Source organism: Vreelandella sp. 162(4c) (assembly GCF_058152265.1).
In genome coordinates, this window is sequence record NZ_CM176981.1 from 2,750,916 (window position 1) to 2,773,066 (window position 22,151).

At 53.1% G+C, this 22,151-nt stretch carries 20 protein-coding genes; 12 read left to right on the plus strand and 8 right to left on the minus strand.

The window, feature by feature from the left end; translation table 11 throughout:
- The first annotated feature begins 25 nt into the window (after positions 1-25).
- Positions 26-433, plus strand: coding sequence for a nuclear transport factor 2 family protein (locus AC4EYZ_RS12670; protein WP_022521199.1), 408 nt, complete (start codon positions 26-28; stop codon positions 431-433).
- 13 nt (positions 434-446) lie between these two features.
- Here AC4EYZ_RS12670 and AC4EYZ_RS12675 read toward each other — a convergent pair whose 3' ends face one another.
- Positions 447-1,352 (minus strand): LysR family transcriptional regulator, encoded by a 906-nt coding sequence (locus AC4EYZ_RS12675; RefSeq protein ID WP_022521200.1) that lies wholly within the window; start codon positions 1,350-1,352, stop codon positions 447-449.
- Positions 1,353-1,555: 203 nt separating this feature from the next.
- Between AC4EYZ_RS12675 and salA the strand changes: the two genes are divergently transcribed.
- The 10 genes from salA to AC4EYZ_RS12725 all read left to right on the plus strand — a co-directional run bounded on the left by salA (position 1,556) and on the right by AC4EYZ_RS12725 (position 12,281).
- Positions 1,556-2,869, plus strand: a complete 1,314-nt coding sequence (salA, locus tag AC4EYZ_RS12680; protein WP_490203808.1) for a salicylate 1-monooxygenase — start codon at positions 1,556-1,558, stop codon at positions 2,867-2,869.
- A gap of 67 nt (positions 2,870-2,936) precedes the next feature.
- Positions 2,937-4,109, plus strand: coding sequence for an ABC transporter substrate-binding protein (locus tag AC4EYZ_RS12685; protein ID WP_027958955.1), 1,173 nt, complete (start codon positions 2,937-2,939; stop codon positions 4,107-4,109).
- Positions 4,110-4,627: 518 nt separating this feature from the next.
- Complete coding sequence (locus AC4EYZ_RS12690; protein ID WP_027958956.1) at positions 4,628-5,746, plus strand: muconate/chloromuconate family cycloisomerase; 1,119 nt, start codon at positions 4,628-4,630, stop codon at positions 5,744-5,746.
- A gap of 58 nt (positions 5,747-5,804) precedes the next feature.
- A complete protein-coding gene (gene catC / locus AC4EYZ_RS12695; protein WP_027958957.1) occupies positions 5,805-6,095 on the plus strand; it encodes a muconolactone Delta-isomerase in 291 nt (96 codons plus the stop codon).
- Positions 6,096-6,161: 66 nt separating this feature from the next.
- The gene (gene catA, locus AC4EYZ_RS12700) at positions 6,162-7,136 is read left to right on the plus strand and encodes a catechol 1,2-dioxygenase (protein WP_027958958.1); all 975 of its coding nucleotides are present in this window, start codon (positions 6,162-6,164) and stop codon (positions 7,134-7,136) included.
- Positions 7,137-7,225: 89 nt separating this feature from the next.
- Positions 7,226-8,593 carry a Rieske 2Fe-2S domain-containing protein gene (locus tag AC4EYZ_RS12705; protein WP_490203809.1) on the plus strand — a complete coding sequence of 456 codons (1,368 nt, stop codon included), beginning with the start codon at positions 7,226-7,228 and terminating at the stop codon, positions 8,591-8,593.
- A gap of 33 nt (positions 8,594-8,626) precedes the next feature.
- Complete coding sequence (gene benB, locus AC4EYZ_RS12710; protein ID WP_444675208.1) at positions 8,627-9,115, plus strand: benzoate 1,2-dioxygenase small subunit; 489 nt, start codon at positions 8,627-8,629, stop codon at positions 9,113-9,115.
- Between the two features lie 24 nt (positions 9,116-9,139).
- Entirely contained in the window at positions 9,140-10,165 is a 1,026-nt protein-coding gene (gene benC / locus AC4EYZ_RS12715) for a benzoate 1,2-dioxygenase electron transfer component BenC (RefSeq protein WP_474192060.1), read from the plus strand.
- Entirely contained in the window at positions 10,162-10,965 is an 804-nt protein-coding gene (gene benD / locus AC4EYZ_RS12720; RefSeq protein WP_474192059.1) for a benzoate diol dehydrogenase BenD, read from the plus strand. The genes benC and benD overlap by 4 nt, the downstream gene beginning before the upstream one ends.
- A gap of 71 nt (positions 10,966-11,036) precedes the next feature.
- The gene (locus AC4EYZ_RS12725) at positions 11,037-12,281 is read left to right on the plus strand and encodes a benzoate/H(+) symporter BenE family transporter (protein WP_474192058.1); all 1,245 of its coding nucleotides are present in this window, start codon (positions 11,037-11,039) and stop codon (positions 12,279-12,281) included.
- A gap of 137 nt (positions 12,282-12,418) precedes the next feature.
- Here AC4EYZ_RS12725 and AC4EYZ_RS12730 read toward each other — a convergent pair whose 3' ends face one another.
- The 7 genes from AC4EYZ_RS12730 to AC4EYZ_RS12760 all read right to left on the minus strand — a co-directional run bounded on the left by AC4EYZ_RS12730 (position 12,419) and on the right by AC4EYZ_RS12760 (position 20,793).
- A complete protein-coding gene (locus AC4EYZ_RS12730) occupies positions 12,419-13,876 on the minus strand; it encodes a benzaldehyde dehydrogenase (RefSeq protein ID WP_474192057.1) in 1,458 nt (485 codons plus the stop codon).
- A 126-nt stretch (positions 13,877-14,002) separates the two neighbouring features.
- Positions 14,003-15,085, minus strand: a complete 1,083-nt coding sequence (locus AC4EYZ_RS12735) for an enolase C-terminal domain-like protein (RefSeq protein WP_474192056.1) — start codon at positions 15,083-15,085, stop codon at positions 14,003-14,005.
- Positions 15,086-15,089: 4 nt separating this feature from the next.
- Positions 15,090-16,259, minus strand: a complete 1,170-nt coding sequence (locus AC4EYZ_RS12740; protein WP_179915078.1) for an alpha-hydroxy-acid oxidizing protein — start codon at positions 16,257-16,259, stop codon at positions 15,090-15,092.
- A 9-nt stretch (positions 16,260-16,268) separates the two neighbouring features.
- The gene (gene mdlC, locus AC4EYZ_RS12745; RefSeq protein WP_474192055.1) at positions 16,269-17,855 is read right to left on the minus strand and encodes a benzoylformate decarboxylase; all 1,587 of its coding nucleotides are present in this window, start codon (positions 17,853-17,855) and stop codon (positions 16,269-16,271) included.
- An 81-nt stretch (positions 17,856-17,936) separates the two neighbouring features.
- Complete coding sequence (locus AC4EYZ_RS12750; protein ID WP_474192054.1) at positions 17,937-18,965, minus strand: TRAP transporter substrate-binding protein; 1,029 nt, start codon at positions 18,963-18,965, stop codon at positions 17,937-17,939.
- A gap of 41 nt (positions 18,966-19,006) precedes the next feature.
- Positions 19,007-20,296, minus strand: coding sequence for a TRAP transporter large permease (locus AC4EYZ_RS12755; RefSeq protein WP_035563468.1), 1,290 nt, complete (start codon positions 20,294-20,296; stop codon positions 19,007-19,009).
- Positions 20,293-20,793 (minus strand): TRAP transporter small permease, encoded by a 501-nt coding sequence (locus tag AC4EYZ_RS12760; RefSeq protein ID WP_474192053.1) that lies wholly within the window; start codon positions 20,791-20,793, stop codon positions 20,293-20,295. The genes AC4EYZ_RS12755 and AC4EYZ_RS12760 overlap by 4 nt, the downstream gene beginning before the upstream one ends.
- A gap of 380 nt (positions 20,794-21,173) precedes the next feature.
- Between AC4EYZ_RS12760 and AC4EYZ_RS12765 the strand changes: the two genes are divergently transcribed.
- Complete coding sequence (locus AC4EYZ_RS12765; RefSeq protein WP_022519777.1) at positions 21,174-22,118, plus strand: IS5 family transposase; 945 nt, start codon at positions 21,174-21,176, stop codon at positions 22,116-22,118.
- Positions 22,119-22,151 lie beyond the last annotated feature (33 nt).

Genomic DNA, 22,151 nt, shown 5'->3' on the forward strand with positions numbered 1-22,151 from the left:
GCAATTAATAAGCAGGAGTAAAAAGATGACGAATATCACTGTTGTGGGCGATGCACCCGAGATCGATGAGATCAAACGGGTTGTGCAGCTATATGTGGATGGCTTTCAAGGCGGTCGAGAAAAGCTGGAGGAGGCGTTTCATAAGGATGCGTGGATTTTTGCTGTGGATGCTGGTGGCAAGTTGGCGACTGACTTGATCAGCGACCGTTTCGAGCGCTGGGCGGCTAGCCACCGTAAAGTGAAGAGCCGCTTTATTGCCGTCACCCAGGCGGGAGAAGTCGCCAGCGTACTGCTAGGCTTTGATAATAGCGACAATCTGGCGGATTCCTGGGTCGATGTGATTGCCCTGGTGAAGGTCGACGGCATCTGGAAAATTACCAATAAAACGGCAGCCCATAGCACCCGCGCCGCGTGGGCGAAGCCGAACTCCTAGGCGTTAATGACCTCTATTCAGAGAACAGAGAAAACATCAGCCCACGCAGCCAGCGGTTGCCTGGGTCTTGATGAAAGCGACGGTGCCAGAAAAGATTAATCGGGATTTCTGGGAACGTTAGGGGATGCTCACGAATGGCTAACCCGAAACGTGTTCGCGTTGCCTCGGCTAATTTATCGGTAACCGTCACCACTAGATCGCTGCTGCTGACGATATAGGGAACCGCTGCGAAATGCGGCAGTGTTAACCGAACTGGGCGCACAACCCCAGCGTGCGCAAGCTGCTCTTCGATAATGCCATGCCCGGTTCCCCGGGCAACCACCACAGCGTGATGCGCTGTGCGAAACGCCTCAAGGCTAAACTCCTCCGCAGCGAGCGGGTGATGCTCGCGCATTAAGCAAACGTAGCGTTGTACAAACAGTCGCTGCTGGTAGAAGCCTGCTCCTAGTTGCGGGATCAGGCCAACGGCCAAATCTATCTCCCCCTCCTCCATCTCGTTTTTTAGGTCATTATGGTGGCTGCGCACGGTGTTGAGTGAAACCCCCGGTGCGTGGTGTGAGAGATGTTGCAGCAGACGCGGGAGAAACACTATTTCACCGATATCGGTCATGTTGATATGGAAAGTGCGCTCACTCTTAGCGGGGTTAAAATCGTCGCATAGGTTCAGCGTGTCGTTCATTCGTGCCAGCGCATCCGCAATGCCGGGGTGAAGTCGACTGGCACGGGGCGTAGGTTGCAGACCTTGCGACGTGCGCTCGAAAAGTTCGTCCTCCAGCAAGTGGCGTAAACGTTTCAGTGCATGGCTCACCGCCGGCTGGGTGATACCCAAGCGCAGCGCCACCCGTTGTGTATTTTGTTCTTGGTACAACAAGTCAAAAACAACCAGCAAATTCAGGTCAATGTTGGCAAGTTTCTCCATCACCTTGCGCCTCGCAATGTATTCCACAATAGTCGAATGTAGCCGTCAGAGAGGTTTTTAACTGGTTGATTCATCTTGTCATTAGCGCCGTTTATAGTCTGAATGAAGGAAGTTGTGTGGTGGCATTTGACGCTTCCGAATAGCGTTAGGGGGAGAGCATAGCGCTCAACATATAACGATAAGCCCCTGAGCAGAGTTAAATCATGGTAGCTAACAGCACAGTAGCAAATACACAGCCAAAACGTCTTTTGATTGGCATCATCGGTGGTGGTATCGGAGGAGTCGCCTTCGCCGTTGCATTATCCCGTGATAGCCAGCTTGATGTTCAGCTTTTCGAAGCGGCTCCTCAGTTCTCCGAGATTGGTGCGGGTGTCTCCTTTGGCCCCAATGCGGTAAAAGCCATTCAGCTATTGGGGTTGGAAAACGCTTATCAACGTATTGCCGACTCCTCACCAGCGCCCTTTGAGGATGTTTGGTTTGAATGGCGGCGTGGTAGTGATGATGGTTACTTAACCGCCAGTTTAGCCCCTGGCGTTGGCCAATCCTCGGTGCATCGTGCCGATTTTCTTGATGCGATTGTTGCCAATCTGCCTGAGGGTATCGCCCACTTCGGCAAACGCTGTATAGACGTTAAGCAAGACGCCGACAGCGCCACCGCCAGCTTCGATGATGGCACTCACTTTACTGGTGATGTGATCATCGGCTTTGACGGCATTAAGTCGGCGGTGCGCCCCCATGTGCTACCCCCGGAGCAGTACGGTGAAATTACTCCGTTCTGGAGTGGCACTTACGCTTATCGCGGCATGATTCCCACCAGGGATCTAGAGGCTGCTCTAAAGGCTAAAGGCAGCGAGAGGCGCTTGGCCTTGGTGCCTCAGATGTATCTTGGCAAAGATCGCCATATTCTGACCTTCCCGGTTAAGCAGTCCCAACTCGTTAACGTCGTGGCCTTCATTACGGATCGTTCGATACCGAACCCTAAACTGCCCGAAGGCGAAGAGTGGGTTCAAGCCGTCAACCAGGAGGAAATGCTAGAAGTATTTGAAGGTTGGAGTCCGGCTTGCCAAGCCATTCTTGAATGCATTTCTGAGCCAACGCGCTGGGCGCTGCATGAGTTACCTGAGCTTGCCCGCTACCAACGCGACCGCGTACTGATCGTTGGCGACGCCGCCCATGCATTAGTGCCTCACCAGGGGGCGGGGGCCGGTCAGGCGCTGGAGGACGCCTATGTGCTGGCGACTCTGCTGGCGGATGCCAGTTGCCGTAGCAACAACGTGAGTACTGTGTTGTCTGCCTTTGAACAAGTACGCCATAGCCGTACCTGCAAAGTGCAGCGTACCTCCCATGAGGCGGGCGATGTCTACGAATATGCAGGAGAGGGCATCGGCGACGATGAAGCCGAGCTAATTAACAATCTTGAAAGTCGCTTCGAGTGGCTCTGGAATCATGACCCGCACGATGATGTGATTGCCGCTAAAAATAGCTTGAAGTTTGAAGCAAGCGAGAACTGGGGGTAAGCCAAAAGCTACCCATTTAAAGCAATAACTTCTTTTATAAAGACGAACTACAACAAAGAGTGCAACGATGAAAACAAATAATACAACACTGACGTCGTTACTTGGAGCAGGCTTTTTGCTGGCAGGGCAACTTGCGATGGCTGAAGATGGCGAGCCTGTAAAGCTGGGGTTAATGTTGCCCTATACGGGTACCTACACGGCACTGGGCGAGGCTATTACCAATGGTTTGAAACTCGCTATTGAGCAGAATAGTGGACAGCTTGGAGGGCGTGAAGTCGAGTATGTCCAGCTTGACTCCGAGGCCAATCCCTCCAAGGCCCCCCAGAATATGAGCCGATTAGTTAACAGTGACGAGGTCGACGTTGTTATTGGCCCTGTCCACTCAGGTGTGGCTATGGGGATGCTTCGCGTTGCCAAGCAAACCGGCGCTATTACCATTATTCCCAATGCTGGTTTGGGGGCGGCAACGAACGAACTTTGCATGCCCAATGTCTTTCGTACTTCGCATAACATGTGGCAGGACAGTTATCCCATGGGGAAAGTAGCCTATGATCGCGGTCACCGTGAGATGGTAACGATCACCTGGGATTATGCCGGTGGTAAAGAGGATATTGCTGCTTTTGAGGAGGCGTTTACGGAAGCCGGTGGTGAGATTATTGAGCAAATTCTGGTTCCTTTTCCCAGCACTGAGTTTCAAAGTTATTTGACGCAAATTGCCAGCCTCAACCCCGACGCGGTTTATACGTTCTTCGCGGGTGGAGGGGGTGTCAGCTTTGTGCGTGACTACGCTGCAGCCGGACTTAAGGAAAATATTCCCCTGTTGGGCTCTGGCTTTATGACCGAAGGTAATTTGGCAGCATTGGGGGGCGCGGGCGAGGGGGTGTTGACGACCCTACACTACGCTGAAACGCTGGAGAGTGAAGAAAATCAGAGCTTCGTAGCTGCTTATCAAGAGGCTTACGGCGAGATGCCTGATGCCTATGCCGTGCATGGGTATGACACGGGTGCCATGCTCATACAAGCGCTTGATGCAGTAGAAGGTGCTACCACTGACCGCGATGCACTCATTGACGCACTCGCTGCCGTTGAGCTGCAGAGCCCACGTGGGCCATTGCGATTCTCCAAGTCCCACCACTCGATACAAAATATCTACCTGCGTGAGATCCGCGATGGTCGGCACCAGGTATTATCGGTAGCGCATGAGCTACTCGAGTCACCAGATGCTGATTGCCAGATGTAAGTGAGTTTTAAGAGAATTAGCGCCTCTTATTGTTGGCAGTATGACTAAATCGTGTGACTAGCGTCGTGCTGCCTTTCCTTTCCTTTGCTTTACGCCTCATGCCTCAATGATGTGTTTTATTCTTTTGTCGTAAAAGAGATAGCCACCCAGCTGGCTGTGGCGTGGGGGCAAGTATGCCGCCACCTTAATAGTTAGTCGCAGATATTATGTACTCACCGTGTTGCTATGCCTTACCCATCATTACACCGCTCATTTATGGGTAAACCGCCGTTAAAACGCCACCATATTTAACAAGCTATTGATTAATATATAAAATTACAGAATGTGAGTAGAGCTGGAGAAGCTGAGCAGAGGGCGGGGTGGTTAAATAAAGGTAGTTACCCGCTAAAAAAACAAGCAGTCATCTCCCTGTGTTGATACCTCCTCGGTATGGCTAAGCACCTAAACAATATTGGTTCCCTCTTCCTCGCGCAATCAAACTGACATCAAGTCAACGATTGCCAGACGCTGGAGCCTGCATGTCAACCGTCATCCAACATATTGAGACGCTGCTGGTCGACTTACCGACCATCCGCCCTCACAAACTCTCCATGACCACCATGGCCTGCCAAACCATGGTGATTGTGCGCATGCGCCACTCCGACGGTATCGAAGGGCTTGGCGAAGGCACCACGATTGGTGGCCTGGCCTATGGTCCGGAAAGCCCGGAGAGCATTAAGCGCAATATTGATACTTATCTAGCCCCCTTGCTGGTCGGCCAGCCCTCCAACAATGTCCACCAGTTGCGTGCCCGGCTTAACCGTCATGCTCGCGGTAACATGATCGCCAAATCTGCATTAGAAACGGCTCTGTTGGATGCTCAGGGCAAACGCTTGGGATTGAGCGTCGCCGAGCTGCTGGGCGGCGTACGTCAGGATCACTTGCCCGTGCTATGGACGCTAGCCAGCGGTGATACCGCCAAAGATATTGATGAGGCCATGCTGCGTTTAGAACAGCGTCAGCACTGCGCCTTCAAGTTAAAAATTGGTGCTAACCCGGTGGATCAGGACGTGCGCCATGTGGCGGCGATCAAGGAAGCGCTGGGTGATCGGGCCAGCGTGCGAGTTGATGTTAATCAGGCGTGGGATGAATCCACCGCCGTTCGCGGTATTCAGGTGCTACAGGATGCTGGCATCGAGTTAATTGAGCAGCCCATTGGCGCTCGTGAACATGCCGGCTTAGTTCGCTTGGCTAACCGCTTCAATGTGCCAATGCTCGCCGACGAGGCCGTGCAAGATGCCCGCGACGGGCTTGATCTAGTGTGCGGCGGCTTCAGTGGTGCCTTTGCGCTAAAGATCGCCAAATCCGGCGGTATTTACGGGGTACTTGAGCTGGCTCACGTCGCCCAAGCGGCTGGCATTGGCTTATATGGCGGCACCCTGCTGGAAGGCACTATCGGTACGGCTGCCTCTCTACACGCCTGGGCAACGCTGCCAGCAATGGCCTGGGGCACGGAAATGTTCGGCCCGCTGCTTTTGCAAGACGACATCGTCGTTACCCCTCTCAACTACACCGAGTTTGGAGTGGAGTTACCGCAAGGGGCTGGCCTCGGCATCACCCTGGATGAAGATAAGTTGGCGCACTACTCACGTAAGTAAAAGCCGCAGTAAATAAAGCCATCGCTTGTGATCGCCCGCGATGAAAGAGGAGAGCCATATGCTGTTTCAAGTTGAGATGACCGTTAAGTTGCCGCCCGACATGCCTGCCGAGCAGGCAGCCAAGATCAAGGCAACGGAAAAGGCGTATTCCCAAGACCTGCAGCGCCAGGGTAAGTGGCGCCATTTGTGGCGGGTGGCGGGTAGCTACTCGAACGTCAGTATTTTTGACGTGGAAGACAACGCCGAGCTGCAAGAGCTGGTCAGCAATCTGCCGCTCTTCCCCTATATGGAGATCAGCGTCAAACCGCTGTGTCGTCACCCCTCTTCAGTGCGCGATGACGATAGATAGCTCTCCACGTAACACGCCAGATCATATGACTACAACAACACCCCATAACAAACAGAGGGTTTCACCATGACTGTAAAAATATTCGACACGCCCGAGGTTCAAGACTTCCTAAAAGCCGTTGCGGGCTTTGACCAGACCGGTGGCAACGATCGCGCCAAGCAAATTGTGCACCGCCTTGTGGGCGACCTGTTCAAGCTGATCGATGATTTTGATGTCACCGAGGAAGAGTACTGGGCGGGCGTTAACCTGCTCAATGCCCTGGGCAGCCAGACCCAGTTCGGATTGCTCTCGCCCGGTCTCGGCTTTGACCACTTCCTTGATATGCGCCAGGACGCCATCGATGCCGAAGCCAAGCGCACCGGCGGCACCCCGCGCACCATCGAAGGCCCGCTCTACGTGGCCGGTGCCCCGGAAGCGGAAGGCTTCGCCCGCATGGACGACGGCAGTGATCCCGATGCCGAGGTGATGTGGCTGGCCGGTCAGGTGCGCGATGTCGAAGGTACCCCGATCCCCGGCGCTAAGGTTGAAATCTGGCACTGCAACTCCAAGGGCGGCTACTCGTTCTTTGATCCCTCCCAGGATGAGTACAACATGCGCCGCACGATCTACGCAGACAGCGACGGCCGTTACACCGCGCGCAGCATCATTCCCTCCGGCTACGGCGTACCCGAAGGCGCCCCCACCGATGTGGTGCTCAAGTCACTGGGCCGTCACGGCGAACGCCCGGCGCATATTCACTACTTCGTCTCCGCTCCCGGCCATCAGCACCTGACCACCCAGATCAACCTGGCGGGCGACCCCTACACCTTTGATGACTTTGCCTTTGCCACCCGCGAAGAGCTGGTCGTCCCCGCCGAGCGGATCGAAGACCCGGCCGAGATCGCCAAGCGTGACCTGGACGGCCCGTTCTCCCACGTCGTGTTTAACGTCGAACTGGCTAAAACCGAAGCCCCCGAGCTGCAAGTGCGTCACGCCCGTCCCCGCGCCAAGGAAGACGAGCAGGATCTAGCCAGCCAGCTCGCCGGTACTGCCAAGGTTTAACCCCTATACCTTGAGCAAGGCGGGCCCTCCCCTTGGCCCGCCTGAGCAAGACATAACAGCGCGACATAATAAATACGAGGAGAGAGATCATGACCACCCAGCTTGATCAGCTCGAAGCCCGCGTGCGCGGCGCCGTCCAAGACGACCCCGACAATGGCATCTTCCGCTGCCACCGCAGCATGTTCACCGACCCCGCCTTCTTTGAACTTGAGCTCAAGCACATCTTCGAAGGCAACTGGCTGTTCCTGGCCCACGAGAGCCAGGTCGCTGAACCAGGTGACTACATGACCGTCACCATGGGCCGCCAGCCGGTGATTATCACCCGCGATAAGCAGGGCGAGCTGCATGGCCTGATTAACGCCTGCGCCCACCGCGGCGCCACGCTGTGCCGCCGCAAGCGCGGCAACAAAGGCACCTTCACCTGCCCGTTCCACGGCTGGACGTTCAAAAACGACGGCCAACTGCTCAAAGCCAAAAACGAGAAGAACGGCGCCTACCCTGACCAGTTCAAACAGGATGGCTCCCACAATCTCAAGCGTCTACCGCGCTTTGAAAACTACAAAGGCTTCCTGTTCGGCAGCTTGAGTGACGACGTACAACCGCTCGAACAACACCTGGGCGAAACCACCAAGGTCATCGACAACATCGTCGACCAAGCCCCCGAAGGCCTGGAAATCCTGCGCGGTACCTCGTCGTACACCTATAACGGCAACTGGAAACTGCAGGCCGAAAACGGCGCCGACGGCTACCACGTCAGCTCCGTGCACTGGAACTACGCCTCCACCATGGAACGCCGTAACTACGACGCCGGTGGTACCAAAGCGGTCGACGCCGACGGTTGGTCGAAAAGCAAAGGCGGCTTCTACTCCTATGAAAACGGCCACATGATGCTATGGACCCGGCTGCTTAACCCAGAAGTGCGTCCGGTCTATCAACATAAGGACTGGATCCAAGAACAGCTGGGCGACGCCCGCGCCGACTCCATCGTCAACCAGACGCGCAACCTCTGCCTGTACCCCAACGTCTACCTGATGGACCAGTTCTCCACGCAAATCCGCGTGCTGCGCCCCATCGACGTCAACAAAACCGAAGTCACCATCTACTGCTTCGCGCCCAAAGGCGAAGCCGCTGAGGATCGTGAAATACGCATCCGCCAGTACGAAGACTTCTTCAACGTCTCCGGCATGGGCACCCCCGACGACCTCGAAGAGTTCCGCGCCTGCCAAGAAGGCTACAACGGCGCGCAGGCCGAATGGAACGACCTCTCCCGCGGGGCCAAGCAGTGGATCGAGGGCGCCGATGAAGACGCCCAAGCGATCGGCATGAAGCCCCTGCTCAGCGGTGCCTCACCGGAAGACGAAGGCCTCTACGTGCTGCACCACAAGCACTGGGTCGACGAAATGCTGCGCGCCATCGACAAAGAGCGCAGCCAATTTATCGCCACCGCGTCCGCCTAAGCGACCCGCGTCTGACAAGAGGAGAGCAGTGACATGAGCATTAGCTATCACGACATCCAAGCCTTTTTGTACCGCGAAGGCCGCCTACTGGACGACCGCGTGTGGGATGAATGGCTCGCGCTATATCACAAAGACGCCGAGTTCTGGATGCCCGCCTGGGACGACGACGACCAGCTCACCCGCGACCCGCACAGCGAGATCTCGCTGATCTACTACCCCAACCGCGAAGGGCTGGAAGACCGCGTTTACCGGATCAAGACCGAGCGCAGCGGGGCGAGCATGCCGGAACCGCGCACCACCCACCAGGTGACCAACCTGGAAATCCTGTCGCAAGACGGCGACACGGTGGAGCTACGGTTTAACTGGCACACGCTCAGCCACCGCTACAAGAAGACCGACAGCTTCTTCGGCACGTGCTTTTACACCCTGGACGTGTCGGGCGAGACCCCGTTAATCACAAGAAAAGTCGTGCAGTTAAATAACGACTATATCCATCAAGTCATTGATGTTTATCACGTGTGACTTGATGCGCGAGGAGAGTTAATCATGAGTTATACCATTGCCCTCAACTTTGAGGACGGCGTGACCCGGTTTATCGGCTGCAAAGAAGGGGAGACCGTTCTCGACGCCGCTTATCGGCAAAAAGTTAATTTACCGATGGACTGCTCTGACGGCGTATGTGGTACCTGCAAAGGACACTGCGAACAGGGCACGTTCGATATGGGTGACGAGTACCTGGAGGATGCGCTTTCCGATGAGGAAGCCGCAGAAGGCCAAGTACTTACCTGCCAGATGGTGCCTGCTTCGGACTGCGTTATCCAAGTGCCGGTGGCGTCCACGCTGTGTAAAACGCAGGTGGGCAAAGTTGAGGGCACGGTAGCCGCCGTCGAACAGCTCTCCGAGGATAGCATTGAGCTAGCGGTTGAGCTGGATGATGAGGAAGGGCTTACCTTTTTACCGGGTCAATATATCCATATTGACGTACCCGGTACCGAGGTACACCGCTCCTACTCCTTCAGCTCACTGCCAGGCGATAAGCGCGCCACTTTTTTGATCCGCAACATTCCCAACGGGGTAATGAGTGGCTACTTGACCGAGCGTGCGGCAGCGGGTGAAAAACTCACGCTGACCGGCCCGCTGGGCAGCTTCTACTTGCGCGAAGTCACACGTCCGGTGCTGATGCTGGCTGGCGGCACGGGGCTGGCTCCGTTCCTCTCCATGTTGGCGCAATTGGCCGAGAAGGGCTGTGACGCACCGATCCATATGATTTACGGCGCCAATAAAGATGATCACCTGGTCAAAACCGACGCGTTAGATGCCTTCGCCGAAAAGTTGCCTAGCTTCACCTATGCCACCGTCGTGGTCGATGAGGCTAGCGATCACGCGCGTAAGGGGTATGTAACGCATCACATGGACGCCGAGGTAATGCATGACGGCGATGTGGATGTTTACCTGTGTGGCCCGCCCCCCATGGTTGATGCCGTGCTGAAGTACTTCGATGCTGAAGGCATTGAGCCGCAGAGCTTCCACTATGAGAAGTTCACCCCCAACCAAGTGGGAGAGAGCGCATGAGCCAGCAACGTTTTGATGCTTCTCGTTTTCAAGATCGAGTCATGGTGGTCACCGGGGCTGCCCAAGGAATTGGACAGCGGGTTGCCGAGCGCGCCGCTGCGGAAGGTGCGCGATTAGTCCTCGTGGACCGCGCTGATTATATCCATGAAGTGGTGGCTGGAATCAGCCAGCAGGGATGTGAAGTGATCGCGGTGCAAGCGGATCTGGAGGTCTGGGAAGGCGCCGAGCAAATGATGCAGGCGACGCTCTCTCACTTTGGCCGTATCGATATTCTGATTAACAACGTTGGCGGCGCGATTAACTTTAAGCCGTTTACCGAGTTTACTGAAGCGCAAATTGTCGCAGAGATTAACCGCTCTTTAATGCCCACGCTTTGGTGCTGCCGCGCGGTACTGCCGACCATGGTAGTGCAGGGTAGCGGCGTGATCGTCAATGTCTCTTCAGTGGCGGCGCGGGGCATCCACCGGATCCCTTACTCGGCGGCCAAGGGAGGTGTCAATGCCCTGACTGAGTCGCTGGCCTTCGAATACGCTGATGCTGGGGTCCGTGTGGCGGCCGCTGCCATCGGTGGCACCGAAGCACCACCGCGCCGCATCTCCCGCGGCACGCCCGAGCCACGAAACGAGACCGAACGCGCATGGTTCCAGGCGCATATCGACCAGACCAAGCAGAGCTGCCTGATGAAACGCTACGGCACGCTCGACGAGATGGCCGCGCCGATTCTATTCCTGGCCTCCGATGAGGCGAGCTACATCACCGGCAGCGTGCTGCCAGTGGGCGGTGGCGATCAGGGCTATTAGCAGATTAGCTAAGATAATTCTAAACAAGTATTAACAATAACTCTAAGTACAGTAATCCCCTGGAGCAAACCGTGAAACATATTGAGAAAGGCGTCAGCCTAAGGCACGCGCCCCGCGATTTCCTGCGCGACCTCAATGTCGATAATGCCAGTACGGGCTTAGTCGCCGGTATTTTAGGGCTCAGCGTTGGGGTCGTTCACATCAGTGCTGGCACGTCAGCTGGCCTTGATTCCTCCTTCATCATGATCTGGGTGATCAGCTACCTGATGATCAATGGTTTGTTCGGGCTTTTCATGCCAGCGTACTACCGCTTGCCGCTGCCAATGGCCAACTCCATCCCTGGGGCGCTGATGTTTGCTGCAGTGATTCCCGTAGTGGGCCTGGAGGCGGCGTTGGGCGCCAGTTTGATTGCCGGTGCGATCTCGCTGGTGGCAGGTTTGACCGGCGTAATGGGCATCGTGATGCGGTTAATCCCAATGCCGATTGTGATGGGTATGGTGGCGGGCATGCTGCTTAGCTTTGGCCTCAACATGATTAAGCCGTTGGAGAGCGCTATCGTGCCAGCCTCTATCATGATTCTGGCTTTCTTCATCTCTGCACGTCTTTTCCGTAAGGTTCCGCCTCTGATTGTGGCAATGCTGGCGGGCATAGTGTACTTGATGGCAACCGGTGTTGACCTGTCCGGTATCGAGGCGACGATCCGCTTTCCTGAATTCATCGTGCCAGAGTTCACGTTGGGTGCCTTCCTAACCTACGGCTTGCCCCTTGCCATCATCCTGGTGGGCATGGAGACCCCCGCGGGTGTCGGCTTGGTGAAGGGGATGGGGCACAAAGAAGTGCCAGCTAATGCGATCACTGCGGTGGGCGGACTAGGCACAATGGTGTCGGCCTTTTTCAATCTCCACAGCACCTGCATTGCTGCACCGATGACCGGTATCTGCGCCTCTCCAGAGGCGGGGACTCACGATAAGCGTTGGGTAGCAGCGGTCATTGCCGGTGCTATCTTTGTTGTCGCCGCACCTTTCTATGGTTATGTAGTGAGCCTGCTGGAAGCCACGCCGGGCTACTTTATCGCCATTATCGCTGGGTTGGCATTGATGCGAGTGATCACCTCATCAATGGCCATCGCCTTTGCCGGTAAAAAACATGAAATAGGCGCACTGTTCGCTTTTCTAATTGCCGCATCCGGTATTCAGCTCCTTGGCATTGGCGCTACGTTCTGGGCGCTGGTATTAGGCGTTGTGGTCTCGGCAATCTTCGAAACCAAAGACTTCGAGTTTATGTTTACCCGTGAGGTGGCCAGCAAGAGCGGCTAATCCCCCGCAATATCTACGATTTAATGGTTACCCTCCTTGGCCCGTGTCTGCTATGGCAGCATGGGTCTTTTTTATGAATAACATAAGAAAAATGCCGGAGGAGCATTCCTCCGGCAAATGCTTATTTCATTTTAGCGTTAGAAGGGATACTGGATCCCTTGCTCCAGAACACTGACCCACTGGGTGGTGGTGAACTCATCCAGATTGGCGGGACCACCGAAGCGACCGCTAGTACCTGAGCGGCCCATGCCACCAAAGGGCACCTGAAACTCATTGTTTACCGTCTGATCATTGACATGCACCATGCCTACCTTGATTTGATCAGCAATGCGCAGCGCCCGCTCTGTAGAGGCCGAGTGGATGGCGGTGGCTAGCCCGTAGGAGGAAGCATTGACCAATGCGATAGCCTCCTCATCGTTATCGAAAAGTGTAACGGGGGCTACCGGGCCAAAGATCTCCTCGCCAAAGGCAGGCATATCTGGCGTCACGCCGCTTAGTACCGTGGCCTCAAAGAAGTTGCCATCGCGCTTACCGCCAGCGACTAACTTCGCGCCCATTGCTACTGAGCGGTTCACGATCTCCTCGACGCGCTTAGCTTGCGTCTCATTAATCAATGGGCCGAGGTGTACTTGGTGTGTCCAAGGGTTACCTGTGACTAGACGATTGGCCCGTTCGGCGAGTTTTTCCAAATAGCGATCTGCGACTGAACGGTGTACTAAGTGGCGTCCCGCCTGCATACAAATCTGGCCCTGGTGAAGGAAAGCTCCCCAGGCTGCAGAAGAGGCGGCAGCCTCCAAATCGGCATCGTCTAAAATCACCATAGCGTTGTTGCCGCCAAGCTCCAACGCACACTTTTTGAGCATACGCCCACACGTTTCGCCGATCTTCTCGCCCACGGCGGTAGAACCGGTAAAGGAGATCATGCCGACATCAGGGTGTTGGACCAATGCCTCACCCACATCGGGCCCGCCCGGGAGTACGTGGAACACACCTTCTGGCAAGCCAGCTGCTTCCAGAACCTCGGCCATCAATGCTCCACCGCAGATAGCGCTCATCGGGGCCGGTTTTAAGATCACGCAGTTGCCCATGGCAAGGGCGGGAAAGACGGAGCGCATGGCTAACAGAATGGGGAAATTCCAGGGAGCGATAACCCCCACTGTGCCAATGGGTACTCGCTTCCAGTAATTGCGCCGTCCTGGCATGCTGGATGGGAATATTTGCCCGTTGGGTTGCATGGGGAGCGCTGCGGCCATATGAGCCTGTTCATAGGTGGCGTGCAGTTCCCATTCAGCCTTAGGGCCAACGGAACCACACTCGCGCGTATTCCAGTAGCCAATTTCCTCGGCTCGTTCTTTGAGCAGGGCAGCGGCGCGGCGCAGAATTCCTGCCTTCTGGTCGAAGGGCAGAGCGGCCCATGATAGTTGGGCATCCTTGGCGATTTTGGCCGCACGCTCCACGTCTTCGGCTGTGGCGGTTTGCACTTCCGTGAGCTTGTCGCCGGTGGCGGGCTCAATGACCGGTGTTTTAGGGCCGTTCGAAGGCTGCCATTTACCTAGATAAAGGTGATCGTCCCAAAGGTGAGTCGGCATAGTCATCTTTTTTACTCCATTATTATACGATAGCGATGTGATTCATTAAGTTAGATAAAGAAGTGGATCAGTAACTGCGATGCGTCCGGTTTTATGACAGCCTGCCCCGTGTTGAATGGGGCTGGGGCCGTATCAAGAGAGTTTCTTTATTTCACTTTCTTTCCAGGAAATACCAATACCAGGTTGATCAGAGGGAATTGCAAACCCCTCTTTAAAGGTTAAAGTGGGCTCCACAACGGAAGACGCTAGGTCCATCCGTTCTAGCCAATGCGCGTTCGGCGTCACGGAGAGCAAGTGAGCACTGATTTCCTGAAATAAATGACTGGAAACCGGCGTGCTAAATTGTTGGGCTAAGGCGGCTGCACGGATCCAGCCAGTAACGCCCCCGATTTTCATTACATCAGGCATGGCGAAATCAGACGCTCCAGACGTTAACGATTTAAACATCTCTTCAGGGCCAAACCAGTTTTCGCCAATCTGGATGGGAGTTGCTATTTTGGTTCTGATATCGGCATGGGCGCTATAGTTGTAATGAAAGGTGGGTTCTTCTATCCAATAGATCCCTTCGGCATCCAGCGCCAAACCACGGCGAATGGCCTCGGTTGTGGTGAGGCTTTGGTTGTAATCAACCATGATGGCGGCATCGTCACCCACTTCTTGTTTAATGCGCCGAATAACCGTGATGTCTTGCTCAAGCGAGGCATAGCCAATTTTCGTTTTAATGGCTTTGAAGCCATCTTCAACGGACAGGGCCGCACGTTTTACAGCTAAGGCTTCACCGTCCATGCTGTGGCTATCATAGGCCTTGATGGGTTTGGGGCTACCCCCTAGCAGCGTCGATAAAGGCACGCCATGAGCTTTTGATAGTGCGTCCCATACCGCCATGTCGATGCCAGAACAGGCCATTCTGATCAGGCCCGAATAGCCAATCAGGCGGAATTTTTTCTCCAGATTGCTTTCAATCGTATACGGTTCCAGTTGTTGACCTTCGAGAGAAGACTCTAGTTCTTTAAGAATGTCCACCAAGGCGGGCAGCGCCATCGGCGTGTAAGCGAACAGGTAGGCATGACCCACAATTCCCGCATTGGTGTGGAGATCAATCAGAACGAGCGGAGAGGTGGAAACGGTGCCGACGGCCGTATGAACGGGAAACTCCAAAGGGGCATTGACGGTTCTAACGTTCATTCCTGTTATCCGGATATCGCAAGTGTCCATGATGCTAGGCTCCTATTTTTTGGAGAGAGGGTGAAAGGCCAGCGTTGTCGCTTTTGATGAAGTCTCTCGTTAAATGGTGTATGGAAGCGCAGCCGACTTGGGCCATCGTCCGATCAATGTCCTCTTTAATAAGTCGCAAGACGTCATCAACGCCGGCCTCGCCTGCGGCAGACAGCCCATAGAGCGCAGCTCGGCCCAGTAAGACAGCACTGGCGCCCATGGCTAGCGCTTTCACCACATCGGAGCCTCTCCTGAAACCACTATCGATCAAGACCGGGAAGGGGCATGCCTCCGTCACTTCGCCGAGACTTTCCAATGGGGATACGCAGGTATCCAGCTGTCTTCCCCCGTGATTGGAAAGAATGACCCCGTCAATACCAAGCTGATAGCATTTTTGTGCATCTCTGGCGTCTGTTAATCCTTTAACAATGAGCCGGTGTGGCCAAATATCACGCAGCCGTTTTAAAGCTTCCCAGTCAAAGCTGGCATCCATTTGACGGCTCATTAATGCTGCTTGCACCTCAATATCCTGGGCTGCCGAGGTTTCAAAGTTCTTTAAACTCGGCATGCCATGCTTAAGGACGTCGAATGACCATCGAGGGTGCCTCATGCCATCCAGCAATACACGCGGCGTATAATTAAAGGGTATTTTAAAGCCATTTTTAATATCGCGTTCTCGGTAACCATTGACACTGACATCCGTTGTCAGCACCAGCGTGGTGTAACCTGCCTTGAGCGCGCGGGCAACCATGCTTTCGGCAAGTGTTCTGTGCACCACGTAAAGTTGAAACCATAACTCTCCATCGCATTGACTGGCGACTTCCTCGATGGATGAATTTGAAGCCGTGGAGAGCACAAAGGGGATGCCTGCTTTTGCTGCGGACTTGGCAAGCGCTATATCACCTTTTGGCCACAGCACCCCATTTAGCCCTGTCGGTGCAATGATCAAGGGCATGGATAGGGTACTGCCAAAAAGCTTGGTCGATAGGGAGCGTTGACTCACATCAACTAGGCGTTGGGGTTTTAATCGGACGTTATCAAATACCGTACGGTTATGTTCAAGCCCCTTCTCGTCTTCTGCTCCGCCGTCCAGGTAGTCAAATACCATGCGTGGCAAGCGTTTTTTCGCAAGCTGTCGATAATCTTCGACGTTGATTGGTGATGTATGAGCCATCATTATCTCCTAATTGGCAGGAGGTATTGTGTGTACCTCGATAAGCACAGGAGATTTCATATCAAGGCTGGCTTTTAAATGCTCTCTAAATTCCTGGGAAGATGTCGCTTTAAAGGCTTGCACGCCATACCCTTTCGCAAGATCACAGAAGTCAATGTTCGGGATATCAATACCAGGGACACTGGATACGCCAAGAACATTAGAAAACCATCTGAGTGCGCCATAGGTTTCATTATTTAAAATGATAAAAATAACGGGAATATTGTATTGGGCGGCTGTCCAAAGAGCGCTGATACTATAATTGGCCGAACCATCTCCAATCATGGCAATGACTTGACGCTCCGGTTTCGCCATCTGTACGCCTACCGCCGCCGCCATCGCAAAACCTAATCCACCCGCTGCCGCAAAGTAATAGCTGCCGGGGCTGGACATCTGAAGCCGTTCCCAAAGCAGTGGTGTCGTGGAGGTCGACTCGTTTAGGTAAATAGCACCTTCTGGTGCAACGTCGTTGATGATATCGAAGACTGCCTCGGGTGGCAGAGGCCCCACGGTGTCGGAGAGGGTAGGCGGAATATGCCGTGGCTCGGGCATGGCCCTTTCGCTATCCGGGACACGCTCAACCAGTTGATCCAACGCTATTTTGACATCCCCCACCAGGGCATTACCCATGGGGGCTCTTGACGCTTCTTCGTTATCGCAAGTGATCTGAAACAGGCGGGCACCATCAGGCAAATAATGTCCGGGATCATATTGGTGGTACCTGAAAACAGGAGCGCCAATAACGAGGACCACGTCGTGGCCTTCTAACCGCTCAGCAATAGAAGCGATGCCTGCTGGCAGAAGCCCTTGGAAACATGCGTGGTCGGTAGGAAATGGGCACCTGGGCGCCGATGGAGCCGCCCAAACGGGCGCTTTTAACTTTTCGGCCAGAGCAACAGCTTGATGATTGGCGTTAGCAGCATCGACATCGGGGCCTAGAATCAGCGCTGGCGACTTGGCATTTGCAAGACATTCCACAAGTTGCGAGAAGGCTGCTGCGTTTGGCAATCCCATGTTCGCAACCGCACGATCGTAAAGCCAATGAGACTGGGGGTCGGCTGGCTGGTCCCAATCGCTGTAAGGAATCGAGAGATAGACTGGGCCTGGCGCACCCAGTTTGGACATGTGGATCGCGCGACTGACGGCGTGTGGAACTTCCTTGGCGCTAGCGGGTTCGTAGCTCCATTTGACCAATGGTTTGGGTAACAGCGTTGCTTCTCGGTTCGTTAATAACGCTTCGACTCCTATCATTTCGCGGGTTTGTTGACCGGCGGTGATGACCAGGGGGGTATGAGAGTTCCAGGCATTAGCCAGTGCTCCCATGGCATTACCGGTACCCGCCGCGGAGTGTAGATTAACAAATGCAGGGCTGCCCATGGCTTGTGCATAGCCATCGGCGATGCCGACAACAACGCCTTCATGTAGGCCTAAAATGTAAGTGAAGTCTGCCGGGAAATCTTTTAGGAACGGCAGCTCGTTCGAACCAGGGTTGCCAAAAATGGTGGTCATCCCTTGGCGTCTCAGAAGCTCATATGTACAAGAATGAATGGTATCCATGGTCTGTTTTAATGCTCCACGCACTTTTAAGTTTAATGTTTCTCCAGAGGCTAGCCCTGGAGAAAAACAACTCGTTTGGTACTAGTTGAGTTCCTGCTCGGCTTGCTCGATATGCTCCTTAAATGTGTCAATGACCAGCTGACCATCGACTCCCATCGGGGCCACTCGCTCTTTCCAGTCTTCCGCTAAGACACTGAGCTCTGTTTCAATTTCTTGAAGAAATGCCTCGTCGGGAACGGTGATCGTATAACCTTGTTCTATCAGTCTCTCTTTAGCGATCGCATCGTTACGATCCCAGGCATTGCCCGCGAGTATGGCAAGAGCTTCTCCTGAGACTTCCATGATTGCCTCTTGGTCTCTAGGCTCTAACGCATCCCACTTACGTTGATTCATGATGATGTAATGTGTTTCCCGATAAAGGCCGCCGGGTATATCCAGAACATAGTTCAAGCTGTCGTCGATTCTAAAAGACGTTATCGAGTCATAGTTAAAGGAGGCACCGTCGACGACCCCTCGAGAAATCAATTCATATACTTCGCTGGCGGGCGCAAACATCGGTGACCCACCCAGGGTTTCGACAATGTCTTTTACGATATCGCTAGATACCCGGATTCTTAGGCTTTCAAAATCTTCGAGTGACGTGATTTCTCGTTCCGTGGTATGGATATTGCCTGGTCCAAACGTCCACAGACCCATTACTTTCACGTCACCAAATTCGTTGTACTGCTCTAGCAGCTCTTTATAGGTCCGCCAGTAAGCCACCGAAGCAGTGGTAGAGTCGTCAGCTAAAAAAGGTAGCCTCATCGCATAGGGAAGAACAAAACGATCCGATGTATACCCATCAACGCTGAATGCTAAATCGGCAACCCCATTTTTCACCAAATTGTAGTGTGACTCTGGAGAGCCTAGGCCGGATAGAATTTGAACGTGCACCCGACCTTCCGTGACCTCTTCAATCTGTTCAGCCCAGGGTTCGATCACTTCCGTGGAAAGCAGGTGAGTCGGGGGAAGCCAGTTACTGAATCTCAATGTGACATCTTCTGCATTGGCTGCTATCGGGAAAAAAACCGAAGATATCAATGTGGCGGCGGCGGTAAGTTGTACTTTCATTTTTCACCTCTTGGGTTTTATTGCTTTTGTGTGATGGTTTACTACATCAGGGAGGGGAGGTATAACACCAGCCCAGGTAAGGCTACCAATAATGCCAGCCTAAATAAGTCTGCAATGACAAAGGGGAAGACGCCTTTGAATATGGTTTTTATGGATACGTCTGGCAGTGTGGCTTTCATTATAAAGACGTTAAGGCCAACGGGAGGCGTGATCAGGCTTATTTCAATAACGACAATGACAATAATCCCGAACCAAATGGGATCAAATCCAAGGCTCACGATGAGAGGGTAAAAGATCGGCACGGTAAGCAGCATCATGGACATGCTTTCTAACATGCAGCCCAGAATAATATAGATGAGCAATATGCCTAATAATATGGCAATGGGCGCAAGGTTCATATTATCAGTCCAGGCGACCAGAGCCCTGGGAAGACCGGCCACGTTGATGAAGTTCGAAAACAGAGACGCTCCGATAAGGATGATAAATATCATCGCCGTCATTTTGACAGTTTCAACGAGCACGTCGAAAAGGGTTGTGAACGTTAGTGTCCCTTTCACAAGAGCAAAAAAGAACCCGCCCCCTGCACCAACAGCCGCGGCTTCGGTGGGGGTGAAAATACCTATATAGAGCCCGCCGATAATGACCAGGAAAAGAATCGCAATGCCCGACGTTTTCTTGAGTGCTGATAGCCTCATTGCCCACGTTGAGCGTTCACCGCGCGGGCCTGCTTGTGGATCGCGTGCTGTAACGAACGCGATGGCAGCACCGTACATTAGCAGGGCAATTACACCTGGGATAATGCCTGCTACAAATAGTTTTCCAATGTCATTGTTGGTCATTATTCCATATAGAACCAAAAGTACACTGGGGGGTATCAGGATTCCCAGGGTTCCGCCTGCGGCAATGACACCCGTTGCCAAGCTATCTGAATATTTATAGCTTCTCATTTGTGGCATCGCGACTTTTGACATTGTGGCAGCGGTGGCCAGACTAGACCCGCTGACCGCACTAAAGGAGCCACAGGCCGCGAGTGTGGCCAGTGCCAACCCCCCTCGGTAATGCCCTAAAAAGGAGTACGCAGCATCATATAGGCCTTGGGATAAACCCGCTCTCGAGATGAAGTTCCCCATGAGAATAAACAGAGGAATGATGGTCAGGCTATATGAAACAGGCGTTTCATAGGTGATTTGTCCCAACATGGACAAAGTGGGCTCTAACCCTACGATATAGCCGAATCCAGCGGTGCCAATGATGGCCATGCCAATGCCAATCGGTACGCCTAACAATAACAGGACAAATACCAGCGAAATGCCGATTAATGAGATTGTCATGGTGTTTTCTCCTTATCTTGATTGCTGGATTTGCCAGGAAAGGATTTAGCAATAAAGATAAGTCCGCACATAAACGCCATTGCACTCATGACCCATGCTATCATTGATAAGTTTATTTCCAAAAAAGAGCTTCGAGCGCCATAAGAGGCAAAGTCCATGGCAGCCTGGGCGATCGACCACGAAATAGTGAAGAGCATCAAAGAGCTAAAAACGTTGACTAAAAAGCTAACGACAGGTGCCACGTATCGGTTTTTATTCCACGATATGAGGTCCACGGTAATATGCTCGTTATTGGCAGTGACGAGCGGTAGTGATCCATATACAAGAATTCCAAGTCCTAAAGCCATTAGTTCAGACATGCCTGGAATAGGCTTATTGATAAGATATCGAAAAGATATGTCGACTAACCCGCCAATCATCATTATGAAAATAAGGCTAGCCATAATAAATGAAAGATAGTTATGAAAAATTCTAAGAAGCCAATGTGTTTTTTTCACTCTTCATTTCTCCTATTTCTTTGGTTGTATTTATTTTTTCCTTTTTTACAGTATAATTATATTTTTTGTGTTTTTAGATTAACATCCTTAAAGTAAAGAGAATAGAAATGCTAATAGCTATTCTAAATAGCCATATCGATGGATTTTTTTCTAATTCAGAGGAGAGTGCTTTTTTCATGTTTTACCGTTATTTTTATATATGATTTTTATACTAGCAATTCTTTAAAAATAGATCAAATTGATATTTTTTAGATCTTGATATAGATGTTATCTATGGGGTGGATTATGAAGGACCTGAATTTAATTAGGGAAGCTCTGAAAAAGTCACTGCCATCAGTGATAATACGGCTATCGTCAACTGCATAGGATTCAGTGCTGCCATGGATCAAATCACCTTCTCCGAAGCCGAGTACCAGAACAAGAAGAGAAAGACCCGCCGCGAACTCTTTCTGGAGCGGATGGACAAGCTGATCCCCTGGACGCAGCTGGAGAAGAAGGTAGTCCGTTATTACCCCAAGGGCGAGAGCGGGCGGCCTCCGTATCCGTTGTCTGCCATGCTCCGCGTCCATTGCATGCAGTTGTTTTACAACTTGAGCGATCCGGCCATGGAAGACGCCCTCTACGAGATCGAGTCCATGCGCCAATTCGCCGGTTTGAAACTAGACCGATTGCCGGACGAAACCACGATTCTCAAGTTTCGCCATTTTCTGGAACACCACGGCCTTGGCAAGGTGCTGTTCCAGGAAGTGAACAACCACCTAGAGAAAAATGGCCTGATGCTGCGCGAAGGGAGCATTGTCGATGCCACTATCATCTCTGCGCCTAGTTCCACCAAAAACAAAAAAGGCGAGCGCGATCCGGAAATGCACCAGACTAAAAAAGGTAGCTCTTGGCACTTTGGCATGAAAATGCATATAGGTGTCGACGATAAGCTTGGGTTGATTCACAGCATCGAGACCACGGCTGCCAATGTCCATGACATTGTGCCTGCCGATAAGCTCCTTCACGGTGAAGAGCAACGCGTCTTCGGTGATGCCGGTTACCTGGGTATTCAAAAACGCGACGAGCACAAGCACCGCAACGATATCTCTTGGTATATTGCCAAACGGCCTGGCACCCGCAAGAAGCTAGATGCCAGGCGACAGAAAGTCGAAAACATCAAAGCCAGTATCCGTGCCAAGGTGGAGCACCCCTTTCGGTACATCAAACAAGTTTTTGGTTATGGCAAGGCTCGCTATCGTGGACTGGCCAAAAACACTCAGCGCCTGCACTTGCTGGCGGCGTTCAGCAACCTGCTGATCAGTGAGAAATACCTATGGGAATAGGGCGATTGCGCTCCTTTCCCGCTCAATGAGCGG